Consider the following 18,570-nt stretch of genomic DNA (forward strand, 5'->3'; position numbering starts at 1 on the left):
CACTCATCCAATCTACGTTTAAGTCGGAGTAAAAATGAATAGACAAAAAGGATTCTCATTAATTGAAATTATGGTAGTGGTTGTTATATTAGGCATTCTCGCCTCTATAGTAGTACCTAAAATTATGGGGCGCCCTGATGAAGCACGAAGAGTTAAAGCCAAACAAGACGTGCTTGCCATACAAAATGCGCTGGATTTATATAAACTAGATAATGGAAATTATCCTACTACAGATCAAGGTTTGTTGGCCCTTGTTGAAAAGCCCTCATCCAATCCAGTACCCAATAATTGGAAACAATACCTCAAGTCGCTTCCTAAAGATCCATGGGGTAGAGATTACCTTTATTTAAATCCTGGACAACATGGCGATGTCGATATATTCACCTACGGTGCTGAAGGACAACCTGGTGGAACAGGTATTAATGCCGAAATTGGTAACTGGGATGAACCAAAACAATAAACTTCTTTGGAAACTCACTACAGAGAGCGAAGTGCGAAGAGATATGGAGCACGAAACAGCGGTGAACATGCATGTACAAGGGGATTTAAGTGCTTTCCCTTCTGCAGTTGAAGTTTCCGAGAAATCGCATCAAGGCTTTACCTTGATTGAAATTTTGATTGTTTTGGTGATTATAGGCATTACCTTTGGTTTTGCCTTAATTGCTTTTGGTGACTTTGGTGAAAGCCGTCGCCTCTTATTTTCAGCTGAACAACTAGTGAATACGCTTCGTTTGGCCCAACAGCAGGCTATTTTAGAAACCAGCACGCTTGGTTTGCGTATTGATAATACAGGTTATCAAATACTCCAATTAAACAACAACGCTCAATGGAAGCCGATTTCTGATAAAGGGGTATTTAAAATGACTTACTTTCCCCAGGACACACATATTACCCTAAAAACAATTAATTCAACTCCAATAGGAGCCCCTTCCATTATTATTTCTTCCTCTGGAGAGCTCACTCCTTTTACATTAAATTTTGGCAATAAAAAGGACAATAATTTAGCGGTGCTTATTGGCAAACGAAATGGGGATTTAACCTTTAATGTGGTACCCACTAAATGAGTGCATATCATCATAAATCAGGATTCACACTAATTGAGGTATTATTAGCTCTTTCCATAATTGCGATTGCCTTAACTGCTTTGCTTAAAGCGATATCCCAAAATGTCGAAACCACACGCCGCGTGAAAGAGAAATCTGTAGGTCATTGGATTGCCATGCAAGGCGTGGCCATGATTCAACTCAATTTATTACAGATTAATCAGAGTCAGGAAACAACTCAAGATACAACAATGTTGAACGAGCATTGGTACTGGCGAGCAAAAGTCAGTTCTACACCACAAAAAAATATTCAAAAAATAGTCATTTCAGTCAGCACGGATAAAGCAGGACCATTTAGAGAAGAACTGCAAGCATTCAGGTTTGTGCCATGAAAAAAAACATCACTTCAAAAAAACTCAATGGATTTACTCTGATTGAAATTTTAATTGCACTTGCGGTATTCGCCATTCTAGCAACAATCACTTCATCCGTATTATATAACGCATTTACAACTCGTTCTCGAGTTAATGCTCAAAGTGAACGTCTAAATGAACTACAACTTGCAATAAGTCTCATGCAACAAGATACTACTCAAACAATAGAACGCCCTATTCGTAGTAATGAGATGCGATTATTACCCGCATTTATCGGTCAGACAAATTACTTTGAGTTCACTCGTGACGGTAATATAAATCCCAGCAGCCTGGAAAAACGCAGTACTTTAAAGCGAGTAGCTTATCTCTGTCAGCAGGGAACACTAATCCGTAGAACTTGGAACAGTCTTGACATAATTGATCAGAAAATCTATGAAGATAAACTCTTATTAAAACATCTTACTAATTGTCATTTTGGTTATTTAAATCAAAACTTACAAATCCTTACTGAATGGAGAGAAGAAGCAGTAAGCTTGAATCAGCGTAAAGAGCCTTTTCCTAAAGCAGTACAAGTTAATATGACTTTTCGGGATCAGGGCGAAATAAATTTACTTTTTATTCTACCAGGTGCACTTTATGCCACAAGTTAAAATCATAAAAGGGAGTGCCTTACTCACAGCGCTTTTTATTATGACGCTGGTTGCGATTGTGGCAACGGCTATGAGCACCAAAGTTCAATTAGATATTTATCGTACTCGACTAATCATTATTCACGATAGAGTCTATCTTGCCTCACAAGCAGTTGCGTTCTGGGCACTTGGTGAATTAAGTAATAAAAATAATAAATTTACCAAAGCTAATACTCAAGGAGTGGTAAGTTTATTTCCGCGTAATATGGAACATATTGACAGCACCGTTACCTTAATAGGTGCTCTTTACGATTTACAGTCTCTTTATAATATTAATAATTTAGAAAACAGAAAATCAATGCTCGGATTTGTGAATCTCATGAATGCAGCAGCACAACAAAATGCCGAAGCAGAAAAGGTCAAGTTAACCCTTGCAATCAATGATTGGCTTTCCTCCTATGATCTGGCACGGGGTAAAGATAATTACCTATCTTATTATATGAGCCAGAAGCCGCCCTATTATCCTAGTCATCAACTCATGAGTAGCAAATCAGAGCTACGTCTGGTCAAAGATGTGAACGCATCGCTTTATTTGGCTCTGGAACCATTGATTACTGCATTACCCGAATCCACACCTATTAATATCAATACTGCTTCCATGAAAGTACTCAAATCCCTCAGCAGTACAACCAAGGAAACGCAACTTAATGAATTAATTAAAGCGAGAAAGGAACATGGAATAAAAAATCTAGGCAAAATCGCGGAGATACTAAAAAAACTAAATATAGCAAATGATCAAGTAACCCTAGAGAGTAGTTACTTTCTCAGCGTTGCTTCGGCAACGAGTGAGAACCTTAATTTAACTGTATATACCTTATTTAAACGAAGTCGTGATAAAAATGGAAAAATTTCAGTCAATGTCCTCAGAGAAAGCTTCAATGTTTTTTAATCTTGAGCATCCCGATTACTCGTCTTTTTTAGTGGGTTGAATTGTATTCTGATGGAGTATTTCGTCGGCTAACTCATTACCAGCTTGAATGTCCGACTCAGATAGTTTATTTTTTAGTAGCTTAAGTTCTCGAATCGCCTCTTCATTTTTATTTTTTGCAGCAATCTTAAACATAGCATATGCTTTAATCCAATCTTTATCTACACCCAATCCGGCAAGATACATATAACCCAATTTGGCTTGGCCGACCGGGTTGCCTTGTACAGCAGATTTTGTAAACCAGTAAACAGCTTGTTGATAATCTCTAGGTATACCGGTTCCTGTAAGAAGTAACTGCCCTATTTCAGCTTGTGCTTCAGGCTGCCCGCTTTGTGCAGCTGCCTGATACCAATAAGCTGCTTTTTCCGGGTTTTTCTCAACTCCATATCCTTTAATGTAGTAATAAGCCAGATAGGTTTGCGCTTTAACATGGCCTTGATTCGCTGCTTGAGAAAACCAATAAAATGCTAATTTATCATCTTGCGCAATACCTTGTTGTTGACCGGTATATAACAGACCTAAACTATATTCAGCCCTAACATCGCCTTGATCGGCTGCCTGTTGGTACCAATAAAATGCCTTATTGACATCTTTTTTGGTACCTTCTCCCATAATGTAATCATAGGCAAGATTCACTTGTGCCTTGCTGTATCCTTGTTTTGCAGATTTTTCAAACCATTCAAATGCAGTCTTTTTATTGGCTGGAACACCATCACCTGATACATACATTAAACCAATATTTCTTTGCGCAATTGCATTACCTTGATTTGCTGATTTCATATACCACTTAAAAGCTTCAGAGAAGTTTTGCTTTACCCCTTGGCCCAAGTCATACATAAAGCCCAAACTGAGTTGCGCTAAAGGATTATTTTTCTCGGCTGACTTTTGGTACCAATTTATTGCTTGTGTGTAATTTTTAGCAACACCTTCGCCGTATTGGAACATACGGCCAAGTAAATACATTGCCTCGATATTTCCATCTCGGGCAGATTGCATTAAATAAGGGTAGGCAGTACTATAATCTCCGTTTTCATATGCAGCGAAACCCACAATCTCATCTGCGAAAGCAGTATTCATTACCAGCAATGCTGCTAAAATCACCCTGCGCATGCGGACTCCAATTCAATCCTCTTATCTAAAGCGTAGAATAAAGAATCAACAAAGCAAGTGCTTTGACCAAATTAAGGGCAGTATGTTCTTTGAATATTATCTAAAAAATCGAAAAATACATGATAACAACTTAAATTTTTATCTGTCTATTTTGCTTATATTATGGAAGATATTTGACGGTTTACTTCTTTTTGTATGGAGTCATCGGACATTCTAGATTATATAATTTAACCTTAAAGTAATCCCTGCAATAAATACAGGGATTCTTATTTCTTTTACTTACCTGCAACCATCATTTTTTCAATGAGTACTGAACCACATCGTGTCGCAACATTTGGATTAACATCATTCCCCACAGCAAGAATGGATCTAAATATATCTTTTAAATTTCCAGCAATCGTAATTTCATCAACAGGATATTGGATTACTCCATCCTCAACCCAATAACCACCAGCACCTCGTGAATAATCACCTGTTACAATATTTATTCCTTGTCCCATCAATTCAGTGACCAATAATCCTCTGCCCATTTTTTTTAATAAGTCAGTAAGATCACCTGCTGTTGGATCAATTGTTAAATTATGGACTCCATCGGAATTCCCAGTTGTTTTTAATCCCATTCTACGTGCAGAATAACTACCCATTACATATTGCATTACGCGACCTTTTTCAACAATTAGATTAGGACGTGTTGGGACCCCTTCGCTGTCAAATGCTGAGCTTCCTAAAGCACCTAACAAATGAGGCTGCTCATAAATACGAATAAACTCAGGGAAAATTTGTTGTCCTATAGAATCCAACAAAAAGGTATTTTTTCTATAAAGATTTGAACCACTAATAGCATTGATAAACGTTGAAAATAAACCACTGGAAATTCGTGATGAAAAAATAACTGGGATTGCTTGCGTCGCAATCTGCTGTGCCCCCAAACGATTTACAGCGCGATCCACAGCATTTTTAGCAATTACATGAAAATCAATCAAATCCTGAGGGTTCCGGACTGTTGTATAGTCGTAATCGCGTTGCATTTCCTCTCCATCCTTCGCGATTAAAGAGCAACTTAAACTGTGACGTGTACTGTGAATAAATCCAGATCCACCATTTGTATTAGCAAAACCATGGTGCGATTCATAAGAGGATACATTCACGCCATCTGAATTGGCTATTCGCTTATCCAGTGATAAAGCATAATTTTCACACTTTAATGCCATATCAATTGCTTGTTGTGGGCTTATATCCCAGGGATGAAATAAATCAAGCTCGGGATGATTTTTAGTCATTAACTCTTTATCTGCCAATCCGAAGCATGGATCTTCTGCACTTACTCTTGCGATATCACAGGCCGCTTTAACCATCGCCTCCAAAGCAGCTGGTGACGTATCGGTACTACTTGCGCCACCTTTCCGTTGACCAATATATACAGTCAAACCCACACCTTTATCCTCACTAAATGCGACGGTTTCAACCTCTCCCATGCGCACATCAACAGAGAATCCTTTGTCATTATTCACTGCGACCATCGCATCGGTTGCACCTTCTTTTTTTGCCAGTTCAAGCACATCATTCATCAAACGAGTTAAATCTGTTGTTGACTTATGTACTTCACTATTGTTATGTTGCGTTCTAATTTGCATAAGAGATTCCGTGGTGTTGAATGATGTACATAAGGATACAATAACATGTCTTCACAAACCAATGTTTATCCTGCAAACAAATCATATTTGTTCCATTTATTATTTGTTCTTTGCTTCATTTTCGTCCCCCTTCATTGTTATGCTGAGGGCTATTGGCGAACATTAAGCCCAGGTATTGAATATCAAGATCTTGCTGGGGGAATACTTTCGCCCTGGGCGCATATTTATGCATTCCGTATCGATCTAAATAAAAATAAGCTGGCTTTAGCCAGTGCAAAAAAATTATCTTTAAAAAATGCCTCTGCGGATCAATTTGCCGAACACAGTAAAGCCCTTTTAAGTATTAATGGAGGCTTTTTTGATCATGAGTTTAATCCCCTTGGACTTCGAATAAATAATAAAAAATTGATTAATCCTTTAAAGCGAATTAGTTGGTGGGGAATTTTTTACATAAAAAATAATAAGGCCTATATTTCAAGCCTCAAACATTTTAACCATGATAATGATATAGAATTTGCTATTCAAAGTGGTCCTCGACTATTAATTAAACAAAAAATACCCTCTCTAAAACCTGGTATTGCTGACCGATCTGCTCTGGGAATTACAGGTGATGGAAGAATAATTATCCTTGTTTCAACCAATGCGGCAATGACCACCAATAAACTTGCGCAGCTACTCAGATCGCCCCCTCTATCGTGCATCGATGCAATCAATTTAGATGGAGGCAGCTCCAGTCAACTGTATGCACATATTGGCTCGTTTCTACTAAATGTTCATGGATTTTCTAATGTCAGTGATGCGGTTGTCGTGAAAAAAAGATAGGTCGGATACTATTTACCCTAACCATATGAATGTAATGCAGCAGAAGACGTATTGAGGAACTTCATAAAAAAAACGGATTCCACCAGCTTCCCTTTAAGAGACTAGTCACTTGTGAATAAACCCACAACTTATCCACAAAATACTCCCATATTATTCTCTTGACCATTTCTCAAAAACACATTATCTTGTTGTTTAGCTTCAAATCAAACCCAATATATTGTGCTATAATCCAATTAACAGTTAATAAATTTAACTGACTGTTAATAATAAAATAATAACAAAAATGCGTGGAGGAAAAATGTCCGCAATTCTTGATCCGGTAAATGATGTGCCGCAAACCAGTCAACTGGAATTGACCGCTAATGCCCCTGGTTTATTAAAAACCATTAAACGCAATGGTAAAGTAGTAAATTACGATGATACGAAAATTAAAGTCGCAATTACTAAGGCATTCATTGCAGATGAAGGCGGTACAGCTTCCACATCAGATCGTATTCATCAACAGATAGAAGAACTTACTCGTCAAATAACTCAAGTGTTCAAACGCCGCTTACCCAGTGGTGGTGCTGTTCATATTGAAGACATTCAAGATCAAGTCGAGTTAGGGCTCATGCGCAGTGGCCACTATAAAGTTGCTCGCGCTTATGTATTGTATCGAGAAGAACATCGTAAAGCACGCGAGAATGAATTAAAACAACAGGCTAGTGATAGTAAAGTCTTATTAATTACTATGCCCGATGGTGAATTAAAGCCATTAGACACAGAGCGCATGAATACGATTGTAGATGAAGCATGCCGTAATTTAGAACATGTTCAAGCAGAACCTGTTATTAAAGATGCGATGCGTAATCTTTACAATCAAGCAAAATTTGCAGACGTGCACAAAGCGTTGATCATGGCTGCACGCACATTGGTCGAAAAGGAGCCAAACTATACTTATGTTAGCGCTCGCTTATTATTAGACAGTTTGCGTATGGAAGCATTGAATAAATTAGAAATTCAAGCGGACGCAACTTTTGATGAAATGAGCAAGCTTTATCCTTCTTACTTCAAAGTGTATATCGCTCATGGCATCAAACAAGGAATGTTAGATTTAAAAATGGCCGACTTTGATTTAGAAAAACTCGGCAAAGCGCTATTACCTGAACGTGATATGCAGTTTAGTTATTTAAGCTTGCAAACCTTATATGATCGTTATTTCATTCATGATCAAGGGGTACGTTATGAGTTGCCTCAAGCATTCTTCATGCGTGTTGCTATGGGACTGGCTTTACGTGAACACGATAAAAATGAAAAAGCCATTGAGTTTTATCAATTACTGTCTTCATTCGATTACATGTCATCAACACCTACCCTATTCAATTCAGGTACTGTTAGACCTCAGTTATCCAGTTGCTATTTGACTACCGTCCCTGATCATTTAGATGGGATTTACAGTGCAATTAAAGATAATGCCCTACTTTCAAAATATGCTGGAGGTTTGGGTAATGACTGGACGCCAGTTCGTGCAATGGGCTCACATATCAAAGGCACCAATGGAAAATCACAAGGTGTAGTTCCGTTCTTAAATGTTGCTGATGCTACTGCAGTCGCAGTAAACCAAGGCGGTAAACGAAAAGGTGCTGTTTGTGCCTATCTGGAATGTTGGCATAAGGACGTAGAAGAATTCCTCGAGTTAAGAAAAAATACGGGAGACGATCGACGTCGCACACACGATATGAATACCGCGTTGTGGATACCCGATTTATTTATGATGCGTGTACGCGAAAATGGGGATTGGACTTTATTCTCGCCTGATGAAGTACCCAATTTACATGATCAGTATGGAAAAGGTTTTGAAACACTCTATCGCGAATATGAAGAAAAGGCACGCCAAGGCCTCATCAAAAACGCAAAAACACTGTCTGCAGTCAAACTGTGGCGTAAGATGTTATCCATGCTGTTTGAAACTGGCCACCCTTGGATGACCTTTAAAGATCCTTGCAATTTACGCTCACCACAACAACATGCGGGTGTAGTTCATAGTTCTAACTTGTGTACTGAAATTACACTCAACACTTCAGAAGAAGAAATTGCCGTGTGTAATCTGGGTAGTATTAATCTTCCCGCACACATCAAAAAAGGCAAATTGGACGCTGAAAAATTAAAACGTACCATTAGAACTGCAATTCGTATGCTGGATAACGTGATTGATATTAACTATTATTCCGTACCTCAAGCACGTAATTCTAACTTGAAGCATAGACCTATTGGTTTAGGCCTAATGGGATTCCAAGATGCATTATATGAGTTAAAAATTGATTATACCTCCCAAGAAGCAGTAGAGTTTGCTGATTCATCTATGGAGTTGATCAGCTACTATGCAATCGAAGCCTCTTGTGATTTGGCTAAAGAACGAGGCAGTTATTCCAGCTATGAAGGTTCTTTATGGAGTAAGGGGATATTGCCAATTGATTCAATTAATCTATTACAACAATCTCGCAATAAGTACTTAGAGCAAGATCGTTCACAACGTCTGGATTGGGAAAGCTTACGCATTAAAGTTCGTACTCAAGGAATGCGCAACTCCAATGTGATGGCAATCGCACCTACAGCAACTATTTCAAATATTTGTGGTGTTTCGCAATCCATTGAGCCTACATACCAAAACTTATACGTAAAATCCAATTTGTCAGGCGAGTTCACTGTGATTAATCCCTATTTGGTTGCTGATTTGAAAGCATTGAATCTTTGGGATGAAGTGATGGTCAATGATTTGAAATATTTTAATGGTAGCGTCCAACCAATCAGCCGTATTCCTGCTGAATTGAAAAAACGTTATGCGACTTCTTTTGAAATTGACCCCATTTGGTTAGTTGACGCTGCTTCTCGTCGTCAAAAATGGATCGATCAAGCACAATCACTCAATATCTACATGGCTCAGCCATCAGGTAAAAAATTGGATCAACTCTACATGCATGCATGGACACGTGGATTAAAAACCACATATTACTTACGTAGTTTAGGCGCATCCAATGCTGAGAAATCTACTGTGACTGATGGTGCACTCAATGCGGTTAAAATAATAGCAGAGGAACCTAAGGTATGTTCCATACTCGATCCAGACTGTGAAGCGTGCCAATAATCAGGAGAATTTAAATGTCAGAAAACATCATACAACAACAAGATATAATTCATACTGGTGCCACTGGATATGAACCGCTCGAAATGGGGGCAGCGCGCATCCATGTGGATGATAAACGCATCATTAACTGCCGCGCAGACTTAAATCAGCTCGTCCCTTTTAAATATAAATGGGCATGGGACAAGTATTTAACTGCTTGTGCCAACCACTGGATGCCTAATGAAATTAATATGAGCGCTGACGTAGCGCTCTGGAAAGATCCTAACGGGCTTACAGAAGCGGAGCGTTTAATTATCAAACGTAATTTAGGATTTTTCTCAACAGCAGACTCGTTAGTTGCCAATAATCTAGTACTCGCTGTGTACAGACATATTACGAATCCTGAGTGCAGACAGTACTTATTACGTCAGGCCTTTGAAGAAGCGCTGCATACGCATGCGTATCAATACGTCATTGAGAGCTTAGGCCTTGATGAAGCAGAGGTCTTTAATATGTATCGTGAAATTCCATCCGTAGCGACTAAAGCAGCTTGGGCACTACCTTTTACTCAAAGCTTGGGTGATGAAACATTCCATACAGGTACTTTAGCAAACGATCAGCGATTATTACGCGACTTAATTGCCTTCTATGTAATTTTTGAAGGGATCTTTTTCTATGTTGGTTTTACTCAAATTCTCTCCATGGGTCGTCGCAATAAAATGGTAGGAACTTCAGAGCAATTCCAATACATTCTACGTGATGAGTCCATGCACATGAATTTTGGTATTGATGTCATAAACCAAATTAAAATTGAGAACCCAAATTTGTGGACACCTGAATTTAAAGAAGAAATGATTCAACTAATTCGCCAAGGTGTTGCATTGGAATATCAATATGCTAAGGACACTATGCCTCAAGGCATTCTGGGAATGAACGCTGAAATGTTTGAAGAGTATTTGCACTTCATTGCTAATCGTCGTTTAAGCCAAATTGGCTTGCCAGAGCAATATCCTGGTGCTACAAATCCGTTCCCTTGGATGAGTGAAATGATGGATTTGAAAAAAGAAAAGAATTTCTTTGAAACTCGTGTCATTGAATATCAAGCAGGCGGTACTTTAAGCTGGGATGACGAATAGAGATACTTATCACTTCAAAAAACTTCACATACCTGCGTAAGGGTTTTACCCTTACGGGGTAAATTCGATCAAATGACCGATTGATTTCTTTCATCTACAACAATTACACAAGAACCGTTGTCTTTCCAATAAGAAAAAAATGTAACCGTTCAGGAGGTATACTTGCCTCTTGGGGAACGGAAGGAATGTAGGCTTCGTAGCTGGATCCCGCGAACAAGTCACAGAACGTAGGCCAAAAGTAAATATAGAAAAATACTCTTAGCTTCGTCCCAATGTTGCCTACATCAGTAGTGGGGTTTCCGAAGTTTTATTTCGCGCAAGATGTGCAAATTGTGAATAGGGCATGAACGTAAAAAAAATTAAGATGACATTTTTCTTCCCTATAGTAGAATCCTAAAGCGTTCGAAAATGCAATTTCGGCATTAATCAATAGATTTAAATTCAAATTTATTTAATCTGGTACAACACAGGAGGTGAAAAATGACCAAGAGGAATAAACAACAAGAAGATGATACCAATTATAATTTTTTACTTAAATGTATGGCCGCAATAACTGCTGCTGCCATAGCCACCGCAGGAATTATTGCTTTCGTATCACTAAAATCAGCTGCAGCAGCAGCAACTGCGGTAGCAGCGAAAACATTACTCGCCTCAGCCTTTATCTTTACACCAGCATTACCCCTCGCTATTTTTGCAATTGGACTGATGCTCGTACTCCCTTTTTTATGTAATTGTAACAATGACTCTTATACTACAGTAAGTACCACTACCCCTGGATATAGTAGTTATGGAAGTTATGGGTTTTACCCTCCTTCTTCTGTTTATAACGGCTTTCCATCTCCTGATTACGGTACCAGCTCGGTATACGTAAATAGCGATCACTCACATGGACATCCCACTAACGGAACTATTCATGGACATGATGACAATCATACGCATGGACACACTACCAGTCATACTCATAAACACTTTTAATAAATTCTTCCCTCGTTTTTGAGGGAAGATTAAAACACTTTAATCAATTGATTTTTTGTATTTTTTTATGTGACACTCCAAAACTTTAAATTTGATTTTTGACCAATTTGTACTATAATTTGTCAGATATATTTTATTAAAGAAAATGTATCTTATTATGGATCAATGAGTAAGGAGGGATACAAAATGAAAAAACTACTAACAGCTTTATTGCTAACGATTACTACAGTCGCTTTAGCTGATAATGTAATTATCACGGAAACTAAAAGTTGGAAAAGTGTTCCCATCACTGTAGATGAAAAAGCACATACTTATACTACTATTGAAGGAACGGCAGTCCCTGAAGGTGATTATTATTATACTTATCCGGGATATCGTTGCTTAAAAGAAAAAAGAGATATTGTTGGCTTAGATGCCGTTATATTCCATGCCGGTATTCCAAGTGGTGGTGATATATATTGTTACGCAGAGTAAACGCAAAACCACGCTTACTCATTTCGCAGCCTGGATGCAGCGTAGTGGAATTCGAAACAATTGTTTTAGAAATTCCCGGGTTCCACTAATGTGGTACCCAGGCTACAATTTATTTAAGATCTTTTAAACTTATCTTCTTGCGTCAATGAGATTAATTTTTGTTTCGCAATTTCTCTTGCACGTTTTCCCGTTGAATAGTCAGGTGTAGCATTATCTTCAATATATTGAGCAAACAAAATAGTATGTGAATTGTTCTCTATCCAGCCAACAAACCATCCGAGCTGCTTGTCTGTATTTCGAGAACCATCTTTCTTAAACGGGTTGCCGGCTCCTGTTTTACCGTACAGCCTCCAGCCTCCGGGCAAATTCTCAATAAAAAGAAGCTCACGGGTCATTTGCATGGAATAATGGCTTACAGGAAGCTTGTTTTGAGTCAAGGCAGACAAAAACTCGACTTGCTCTTGTGGTGAAATTTGCAACGAACTTGAAAGCCAAGCACGAACTAAGCCATTATTCATGCCCTTATCGCCAGAAACATCCTGATTTCCATAATTAAGAACATGCATATAATGCTTAAATTGTTCCATTCCTAATTTTTGCGTAATAAGCTGACTGTACCACACACAACTATGTTGTATCCAAGTGGTTGGATTATGCGGTTGTTTCCAAACATCCAGCCAATCATTGTATCCTTGTTGAAAAGGCCATTCTGGGTGAGTTTTGTCGGTTAATATCCCCTTATCAAACCCCATTAAACTGATCGCAATTTTAAAAGTCGAGCAAGGTGCATGGCGCTGAGAACATTGACCTTCTTGTTTTAGCGTGACTGCGCCCTCTTTAGCAATAAAGCAGTTATTATTTGCAAACACCATAGAATTAATTGCCAAAGAAGCAATTAAAAAAACAATACATTTTTTCATTTTATAAAACCATCCCATTAACTTGACTGTCCCAAAGCATTTTGAAGTAACTGTCTTCATTATTTATCAGCTCGTTAAAAGCACCTTCTTCAATAATCACCCCCCCTTCCATGACCACAATGCGATCCATATGGCGAATGGTAGAGAGACGATGAGCAATAGCTATCACTGTCGCATTGTTTTGCTCCAGCATGGCATTAATTGATTGTTGAATTTCTTGCTCTGAAAGGGTATCCAAACTTGAGGTCGCCTCATCAAGAACAACAATGGATGCATTTTTTAAAAATGCTCGTGCAATCGCAATGCGTTGACGCTGGCCTCCTGAAAGCTTCACCCCCCGCTCACCAACCAAAGTATCATATTTCTCAGGTAGTGATTCAATAAAGTCATCAATGTTAGCCATCACAGCGGCGCGTTTAATTTCTTCTTGGGTTGCATTCTCTTTTGCATAACCAATATTTTCACCAATAGAACGATGAAAAAGCATAATGTCTTGAGGAATAAGAGCAACTTGTTGGCGCAAAGAGTCTGAAGTTATCTCTGAGACAGGCTTATCATCAATTAAAATTTGCCCAGCTGTAGGTCTGAAGTTCTTTAACAATAAAGAAACCAATGTTGATTTACCTGCACCAGAATGTCCTACCAAACCAATCTTCTCACCAGGTTTGATCAATAAGTTAAGATCCTTAAATACAAAAGGAGCTCCTTCACGATATGCAAATGAGAGCTGTTTAAACTCAATTTTACCTTGATTTATCTGATATGCGTGTGCATGAAATGTATCTACTTCATCATGAGGCGTCGCCAAAATACCAAAAGACGATTTAAAATCTCCTATTTCTTTTAAGAAAGTGCAAAGACTACTCATAAGCGACCATAAATCAAAAGAAATGGTAATGGCCGTGAGCATGACAAATAGAAAATCGCCAGTAGAAATCTGACCGTGAATACGTAGGTAAATCATAAATATAAAAACAGCAATCAACATGAACCAATACAGCACTGAGCCGACAATATTAAATTTAAAATCATACTGATAAAGTTCAATTTGCCGTGGCACAAAATCAGCCAACATCAGCTCATTAACACGTCGATGTTCAGCACGACGTTTTGCAAAATAAAACAAAGAGAAAATATTAGTAATATTATCAGAGAAAGCACCGATTACCTGATGTTTACTTTCAGCCATATTATTAGAAAGCTGATTTAGTTTGAGCGCCATAGGTAGCATAATTGCCATAACTAATACACACCAGGCCAGCATAAAACAAAACACACTAAAATTGACCACCAATAAAACAAAAACAGAAACAATAACCACACAAAAGTGTTTGCCTACAATATGGTGAAGATTAGCAAAAACACTATCATATCCATCCAAAAGCCCTTTGAGCTTACTAATTACCGTACCGCTCGGCATATTTTGAAAATAATTATAGGAATGATGTTGGACATAATCGTACGCGGAAGACAATAATCGCTGCCGTGCATAGGGCTCGGCTTTCCACTCTGCGAAATCACTAATACGCCAAACAACATCCAATATAACTTGCGCTGTAATAAATAGCACAATAGGAAATACCAATTGATGATATGAAGCAATTGTCTCGCTAGAAAACGCATCCACAAGAAGCTTAAACGAATAGTTATTCGCAAAAATATAAAACGCAGTGAGCACCGGAGCCTGAAACATTAAGACATACCACCACCGATAAGGCTTGATGACCTGCCACAAAAAATTCCAGGCTGAATGAAATGGATATTTTAAATCTGAAGTGTCCATCATACATGCTCAAAAAAAAGGTCGATGGATTATACCACATTGAGCCAGAAAAATGCTCATAATTAACTCATTTTTAATGATTAAATTCAAAAATCAAAAAACACATTTGCGCCAATAGACGTTGTTATTTTTTCATGATAACGGTAGACTTACGCCGTTAAAGTCCCGGTGGCACAGCTGGATAGCGCAGCCCCCTCCTAAGGGGCAGGTCGGAGGTTCAAATCCTCTCCGGGACGCCAGTAAAATTCAAAGCATTATATAAAATACCTCTAATCTTTTTTATATACTGATGCAATAAGCAATTATGAGTATAGTTATAGCCTTAAAGCCCTTAATAAATGGAAGTACGCAGTATGAAGAAGTTTGAGTTATTCTTATTGTTGTTATTCTCTCTCCCTTCTTTTGCTTTTGACTGCCACCCAAAAATCAACCCTAATCTTCCTCAATATATTGTTGGCTATGGAAGTTTAATCGATGAGACCTCTAAAAAAAGAACAGATCCATATGCTGAAGAGAGTTTTCCCGTTTTGATAAAAGGATATAAAAGAATTTGGGCAGGACACGGAAATTTACCTGGTGTGAATACTACATTTTTATCTGCAATTAAAAATAAAAGCTCTTCTTTTATTGGCGTAAGTTATCAATTGGACAATCCATCAAAAATCAGAAGTTATGATAAAAGAGAAAGTATTTATTGCAGAGAGCAAATTAATCCTGATAACCTCGTTTTCCTCTCTCAATCTTCGAACAGTTCAACTCAAAAACAAGTTTGGATATACACTATAACTTCAACTGAGAATCAATTACCTTCCAAAAATTTCCCAATTGTCCAATCCTATGTTGATATTTTTCTACGTGGCTGTATTCAAATTGAAGAAAAATTTAAAATTACAAATTTTGCGAAAAAATGCATCGAAACTACTGAGGGATGGCCGGTTTATTGGATAAACGACAGAATTTTTCCTCGGCGTCCATCCTTATATCAACCTTTTGCTGCTCAAATAGATACGTTACTAAAAGATACTATACCTGGAAAATTTAAGCATATTAGCTTTGAGAACGCTGTGACCTAATCCCAGCTTTCTATATTTGAATTTAGTTTCTGTGTAATTCCAACTAAAAGTCAAGATCATCTTTTAAATACCTGACAGAACGACCAATTTTAATATGTAGGGCTTAACATGATAATCAGCTAATGGTGTACGCCTGAAAATGTAAATTTTTTGCATATAACACGTCTTTCTCTATAAAAAATTTTATATTATTTAATTTAGAGAAATTCTTTGTAGATATCCACTGAAGATTCTTTGCCAATTTTAGAAAAGTTTTGTTTCAGCCATTTTTTAGTATGTAAACGACCTCTATCTCGTAAATAGCAGAGAAAATCCCAATCTACATTATGTTTAGAAGAAACCCCATAATGTGCCATTTCCTTGTCAGCTCGAATGGAGTGTATAAGCATTTTTTTAAGTTTCAGATTTTTATCCTTTTTTAAATCGAGTAACTTTGAAACAAATGCGATAGCACGCATTTCACGCAATAAGGTTGAATTAAAACTAATTTCATTAATGCGATTAAGAACTTCTGATGCAGTGTGTGGAACTCCGCGTCTATGTATTGGATTGAGATGTACAATTACAATATCCTGACTGCCACAATTGTATATTAATGGGAAAATAGCTGGGTTACCAATGTATCCCCCATTCCAATATTTTTGACCATCTATTTCAATTGATTGAGAAAGGTTCGGTAAGCATGAGGAGGCAAGAATAGTTTCTACTGATAATTCAGGATTAGTAAAAATGCGGACTTTACACGTCTCTTCATTGGTTGCACAGATAAAGAGTTTAACTTTTGATTTTTTTCTAATGGCATCAAAATCAATGTTTTTTTCAATAATTGATTTCATTGGATTGATATTGAGTGGGTTAAATTGATAAGGGGAGAACATTTGCGTTATCAATTCAAAGTAGTGATAAAATGGTGAGCCCTCTAGATTGTACTCATGAGTCCGCATCCACGGTATATCAAACCATGAATGGAATGAAAAATAACCCAGGCTACAGCTAATATCATACCAAAAATCATGTAGTGCTTGTCGTGCTTCATCACGATCATCATTTAATAAGCCTTGTGTAAGAACTACTGCATTCATTGAACCAATACTTGTGGCACTCACCCCTTCTATATCTAAACGGCCATCTTCGAGTAAATAATCTAAAACCCCCCATGTAAATGCCCCGTGGGCGCCGCCTCCTTGAAGTCCAAGATTAATAAGTTTATGTGCCTGCCCCATTTTTATTCCATAAATCATGCAGTTATAAAACTTTAAAATAATTATAGCAGAAATTAAAAGGTAGTCTGAGTTTTAGGTAATTCATACATCAGCTAAAGGAACTCTTTCCGAATATCCACCGAAGACTTTTTTCCTATTTTAGAAAAATTGTCATGAATCCAACTTTTAGCAATAAGGCGTCCTTGATCACGTAAATGTACTAAAAAGTTCCAATCAGCATTAAGTTTTGTAGAAACATCATGTTTAGTCATTTCATCATCTGCACGAATTGAATGCATATGCATTCGTTTAAGGTCAAGTCCTTCTGCTTGTTTACTATCAATCAAATCAGTCACAAAAGCAATTGCCCTCATTTCACGCATAAGAGAGGAATTAAAACTTACCTCATTCACACGATTAAGAATTTCACCTACATGATGAAGTGTACCTGAGCGGATAATAGGATTTATATGTACAATCACCACATCTTGGCATTTACAATTGTAAATTAATGGATAAATTGCAGGATTACCGATGTATCCACCATCCCAGTAATATTGATCTTTAATTTTGACGGATTGAAATAGAAATGGAAGACAAGCGGACGCAAGTAACGCATCTACAGACAACTCAGAGTTAGTAAAAATACGAACCTTACCCGTTTCCACATTGGTTGCACAAACAAATAGCTTTACCGTAGACCTTTTTCTTAACGCCTCAAAATCGATGCTTTTCTCAAGAATAGTACGCATTGGATTGAAATTAAAAGGATTGAATTGGTATGGCGACATCAAGTGGGTAATCATCTCAAACCAAAAATAAAATGGTGAGTGATCCAAGCTATATTGATCCAAAGAAAACCAAGGGTTACCAAACCAGTGTTTAAAAGATGTTAGACTATTAATTTTACTAATTTCTTCCCAAAAATTATATAATGCTTGGCGGGCTTCATCTCGATCAAGATTCAAAAGGCCTTGCGCCAATATTGCCGCATTCATTGTTCCCGCACTAGTGGAACTCACCCCCTCTATATCCAAACGCCCATCTTCTAATAAATAATCCAAAACACCCCATGTAAAAGCACCATGAGCGCCACCTCCTTGAAGCCCTAAGTTAATGGTTTTATGTGTGTTTTTCATTTTTATTCTATTATTCAATATTGTGAATATTTTTGAACATTTTGTAGATAAAGTATAGCAGCTTTTTTCTGTGCAGTTCGAATTTATGCAGCATGTATGTTATGTCTTTGCCCTTTTTAGTTCAGGGGTAATATTTCCTAGGGACTGGTCGGAAGGCTCAAATCA

The 18,570-nt window shown here is 37.6% G+C and carries 17 protein-coding genes and 1 tRNA gene; 12 read left to right on the top strand and 6 right to left on the bottom strand.

What is annotated here, in order from left to right:
• Positions 1-34 precede the first annotated feature (34 nt).
• From lspG to gspK, 5 genes are read left to right on the top strand one after another with little or no spacing between them, the layout of a single operon-like run.
• Positions 35-460 carry a GspG family T2SS major pseudopilin variant LspG gene (lspG, locus tag ACWTEW_RS25720; protein ID WP_182390832.1) on the top strand — a complete coding sequence of 142 codons (426 nt, stop codon included), beginning with the start codon at positions 35-37 and terminating at the stop codon, positions 458-460.
• On the top strand, positions 423-1,064 hold the full coding sequence (gspH, locus tag ACWTEW_RS25725) for a type II secretion system minor pseudopilin GspH (protein WP_454780940.1): 642 nt from the start codon (positions 423-425) through the stop codon (positions 1,062-1,064). The genes lspG and gspH overlap by 38 nt, the downstream gene beginning before the upstream one ends.
• On the top strand, positions 1,061-1,435 hold the full coding sequence (lspI, locus tag ACWTEW_RS25730; RefSeq protein ID WP_454780941.1) for a GspI family T2SS minor pseudopilin variant LspI: 375 nt from the start codon (positions 1,061-1,063) through the stop codon (positions 1,433-1,435). Before gspH ends, lspI begins: the two co-directional genes overlap by 4 nt.
• Complete coding sequence (gene lspJ / locus ACWTEW_RS25735; RefSeq protein ID WP_454780942.1) at positions 1,432-2,067, top strand: GspJ family T2SS minor pseudopilin variant LspJ; 636 nt, start codon at positions 1,432-1,434, stop codon at positions 2,065-2,067. Before lspI ends, lspJ begins: the two co-directional genes overlap by 4 nt.
• Entirely contained in the window at positions 2,054-2,995 is a 942-nt protein-coding gene (gspK, locus tag ACWTEW_RS25740) for a type II secretion system minor pseudopilin GspK (protein WP_454780943.1), read from the top strand. The genes lspJ and gspK overlap by 14 nt, the downstream gene beginning before the upstream one ends.
• A gap of 15 nt (positions 2,996-3,010) precedes the next feature.
• Here the strand turns inward: gspK and ACWTEW_RS25745 are convergent, their stop codons facing one another.
• Both ACWTEW_RS25745 and pmbA read right to left on the bottom strand, forming a co-directional pair.
• Positions 3,011-4,144: a tetratricopeptide repeat protein gene (locus tag ACWTEW_RS25745; RefSeq protein WP_454780944.1), complete on the bottom strand. Its 1,134-nt coding sequence runs from the start codon at positions 4,142-4,144 to the stop codon at positions 3,011-3,013.
• 275 nt (positions 4,145-4,419) lie between these two features.
• Complete coding sequence (gene pmbA, locus ACWTEW_RS25750; RefSeq protein WP_454780945.1) at positions 4,420-5,778, bottom strand: metalloprotease PmbA; 1,359 nt, start codon at positions 5,776-5,778, stop codon at positions 4,420-4,422.
• Positions 5,779-5,823: 45 nt separating this feature from the next.
• Between pmbA and ACWTEW_RS25755 the strand changes: the two genes are divergently transcribed.
• The 5 genes from ACWTEW_RS25755 to ACWTEW_RS25775 all read left to right on the top strand — a co-directional run bounded on the left by ACWTEW_RS25755 (position 5,824) and on the right by ACWTEW_RS25775 (position 12,288).
• Positions 5,824-6,600 (top strand): phosphodiester glycosidase family protein, encoded by a 777-nt coding sequence (locus ACWTEW_RS25755; protein WP_454780946.1) that lies wholly within the window; start codon positions 5,824-5,826, stop codon positions 6,598-6,600.
• 298 nt (positions 6,601-6,898) lie between these two features.
• Positions 6,899-9,724 (top strand): ribonucleoside-diphosphate reductase subunit alpha, encoded by a 2,826-nt coding sequence (locus tag ACWTEW_RS25760; protein ID WP_454780947.1) that lies wholly within the window; start codon positions 6,899-6,901, stop codon positions 9,722-9,724.
• A 14-nt stretch (positions 9,725-9,738) separates the two neighbouring features.
• On the top strand, positions 9,739-10,839 hold the full coding sequence (locus tag ACWTEW_RS25765; RefSeq protein WP_454780948.1) for a ribonucleotide-diphosphate reductase subunit beta: 1,101 nt from the start codon (positions 9,739-9,741) through the stop codon (positions 10,837-10,839).
• A gap of 480 nt (positions 10,840-11,319) precedes the next feature.
• Positions 11,320-11,814, top strand: a complete 495-nt coding sequence (locus ACWTEW_RS25770) for a hypothetical protein (protein ID WP_454780949.1) — start codon at positions 11,320-11,322, stop codon at positions 11,812-11,814.
• Between the two features lie 186 nt (positions 11,815-12,000).
• Positions 12,001-12,288, top strand: a complete 288-nt coding sequence (locus tag ACWTEW_RS25775) for a hypothetical protein (protein WP_454780950.1) — start codon at positions 12,001-12,003, stop codon at positions 12,286-12,288.
• A gap of 113 nt (positions 12,289-12,401) precedes the next feature.
• On the opposite strand, the gene blaOXA is transcribed toward ACWTEW_RS25775, so the two are convergent.
• Positions 12,402-13,208, bottom strand: coding sequence for a class D beta-lactamase (gene blaOXA, locus ACWTEW_RS25780; RefSeq protein WP_454780951.1), 807 nt, complete (start codon positions 13,206-13,208; stop codon positions 12,402-12,404).
• A gap of 1 nt (position 13,209) precedes the next feature.
• Positions 13,210-14,994 carry an ABC transporter ATP-binding protein gene (locus tag ACWTEW_RS25785; protein WP_454780952.1) on the bottom strand — a complete coding sequence of 595 codons (1,785 nt, stop codon included), beginning with the start codon at positions 14,992-14,994 and terminating at the stop codon, positions 13,210-13,212.
• Between the two features lie 159 nt (positions 14,995-15,153).
• Between ACWTEW_RS25785 and ACWTEW_RS25790 the strand changes: the two genes are divergently transcribed.
• Together ACWTEW_RS25790 and ACWTEW_RS25795 are read left to right on the top strand one after the other, a co-directional pair.
• Positions 15,154-15,230: transfer RNA gene (locus ACWTEW_RS25790), tRNA-Arg, on the top strand.
• A gap of 114 nt (positions 15,231-15,344) precedes the next feature.
• Positions 15,345-16,064, top strand: a complete 720-nt coding sequence (locus tag ACWTEW_RS25795; RefSeq protein ID WP_454780953.1) for a gamma-glutamylcyclotransferase family protein — start codon at positions 15,345-15,347, stop codon at positions 16,062-16,064.
• Positions 16,065-16,261: 197 nt separating this feature from the next.
• Here ACWTEW_RS25795 and ACWTEW_RS25800 read toward each other — a convergent pair whose 3' ends face one another.
• Together ACWTEW_RS25800 and ACWTEW_RS25805 are read right to left on the bottom strand one after the other, a co-directional pair.
• Positions 16,262-17,287 (bottom strand): patatin-like phospholipase family protein, encoded by a 1,026-nt coding sequence (locus ACWTEW_RS25800; protein WP_454780954.1) that lies wholly within the window; start codon positions 17,285-17,287, stop codon positions 16,262-16,264.
• A 92-nt stretch (positions 17,288-17,379) separates the two neighbouring features.
• Positions 17,380-18,405, bottom strand: coding sequence for a patatin-like phospholipase family protein (locus tag ACWTEW_RS25805; protein ID WP_454780955.1), 1,026 nt, complete (start codon positions 18,403-18,405; stop codon positions 17,380-17,382).
• Between the last annotated feature and the right edge of the window lie 165 nt (positions 18,406-18,570).

It is taken from the genome of Legionella stuttgartensis (assembly GCF_977063405.2).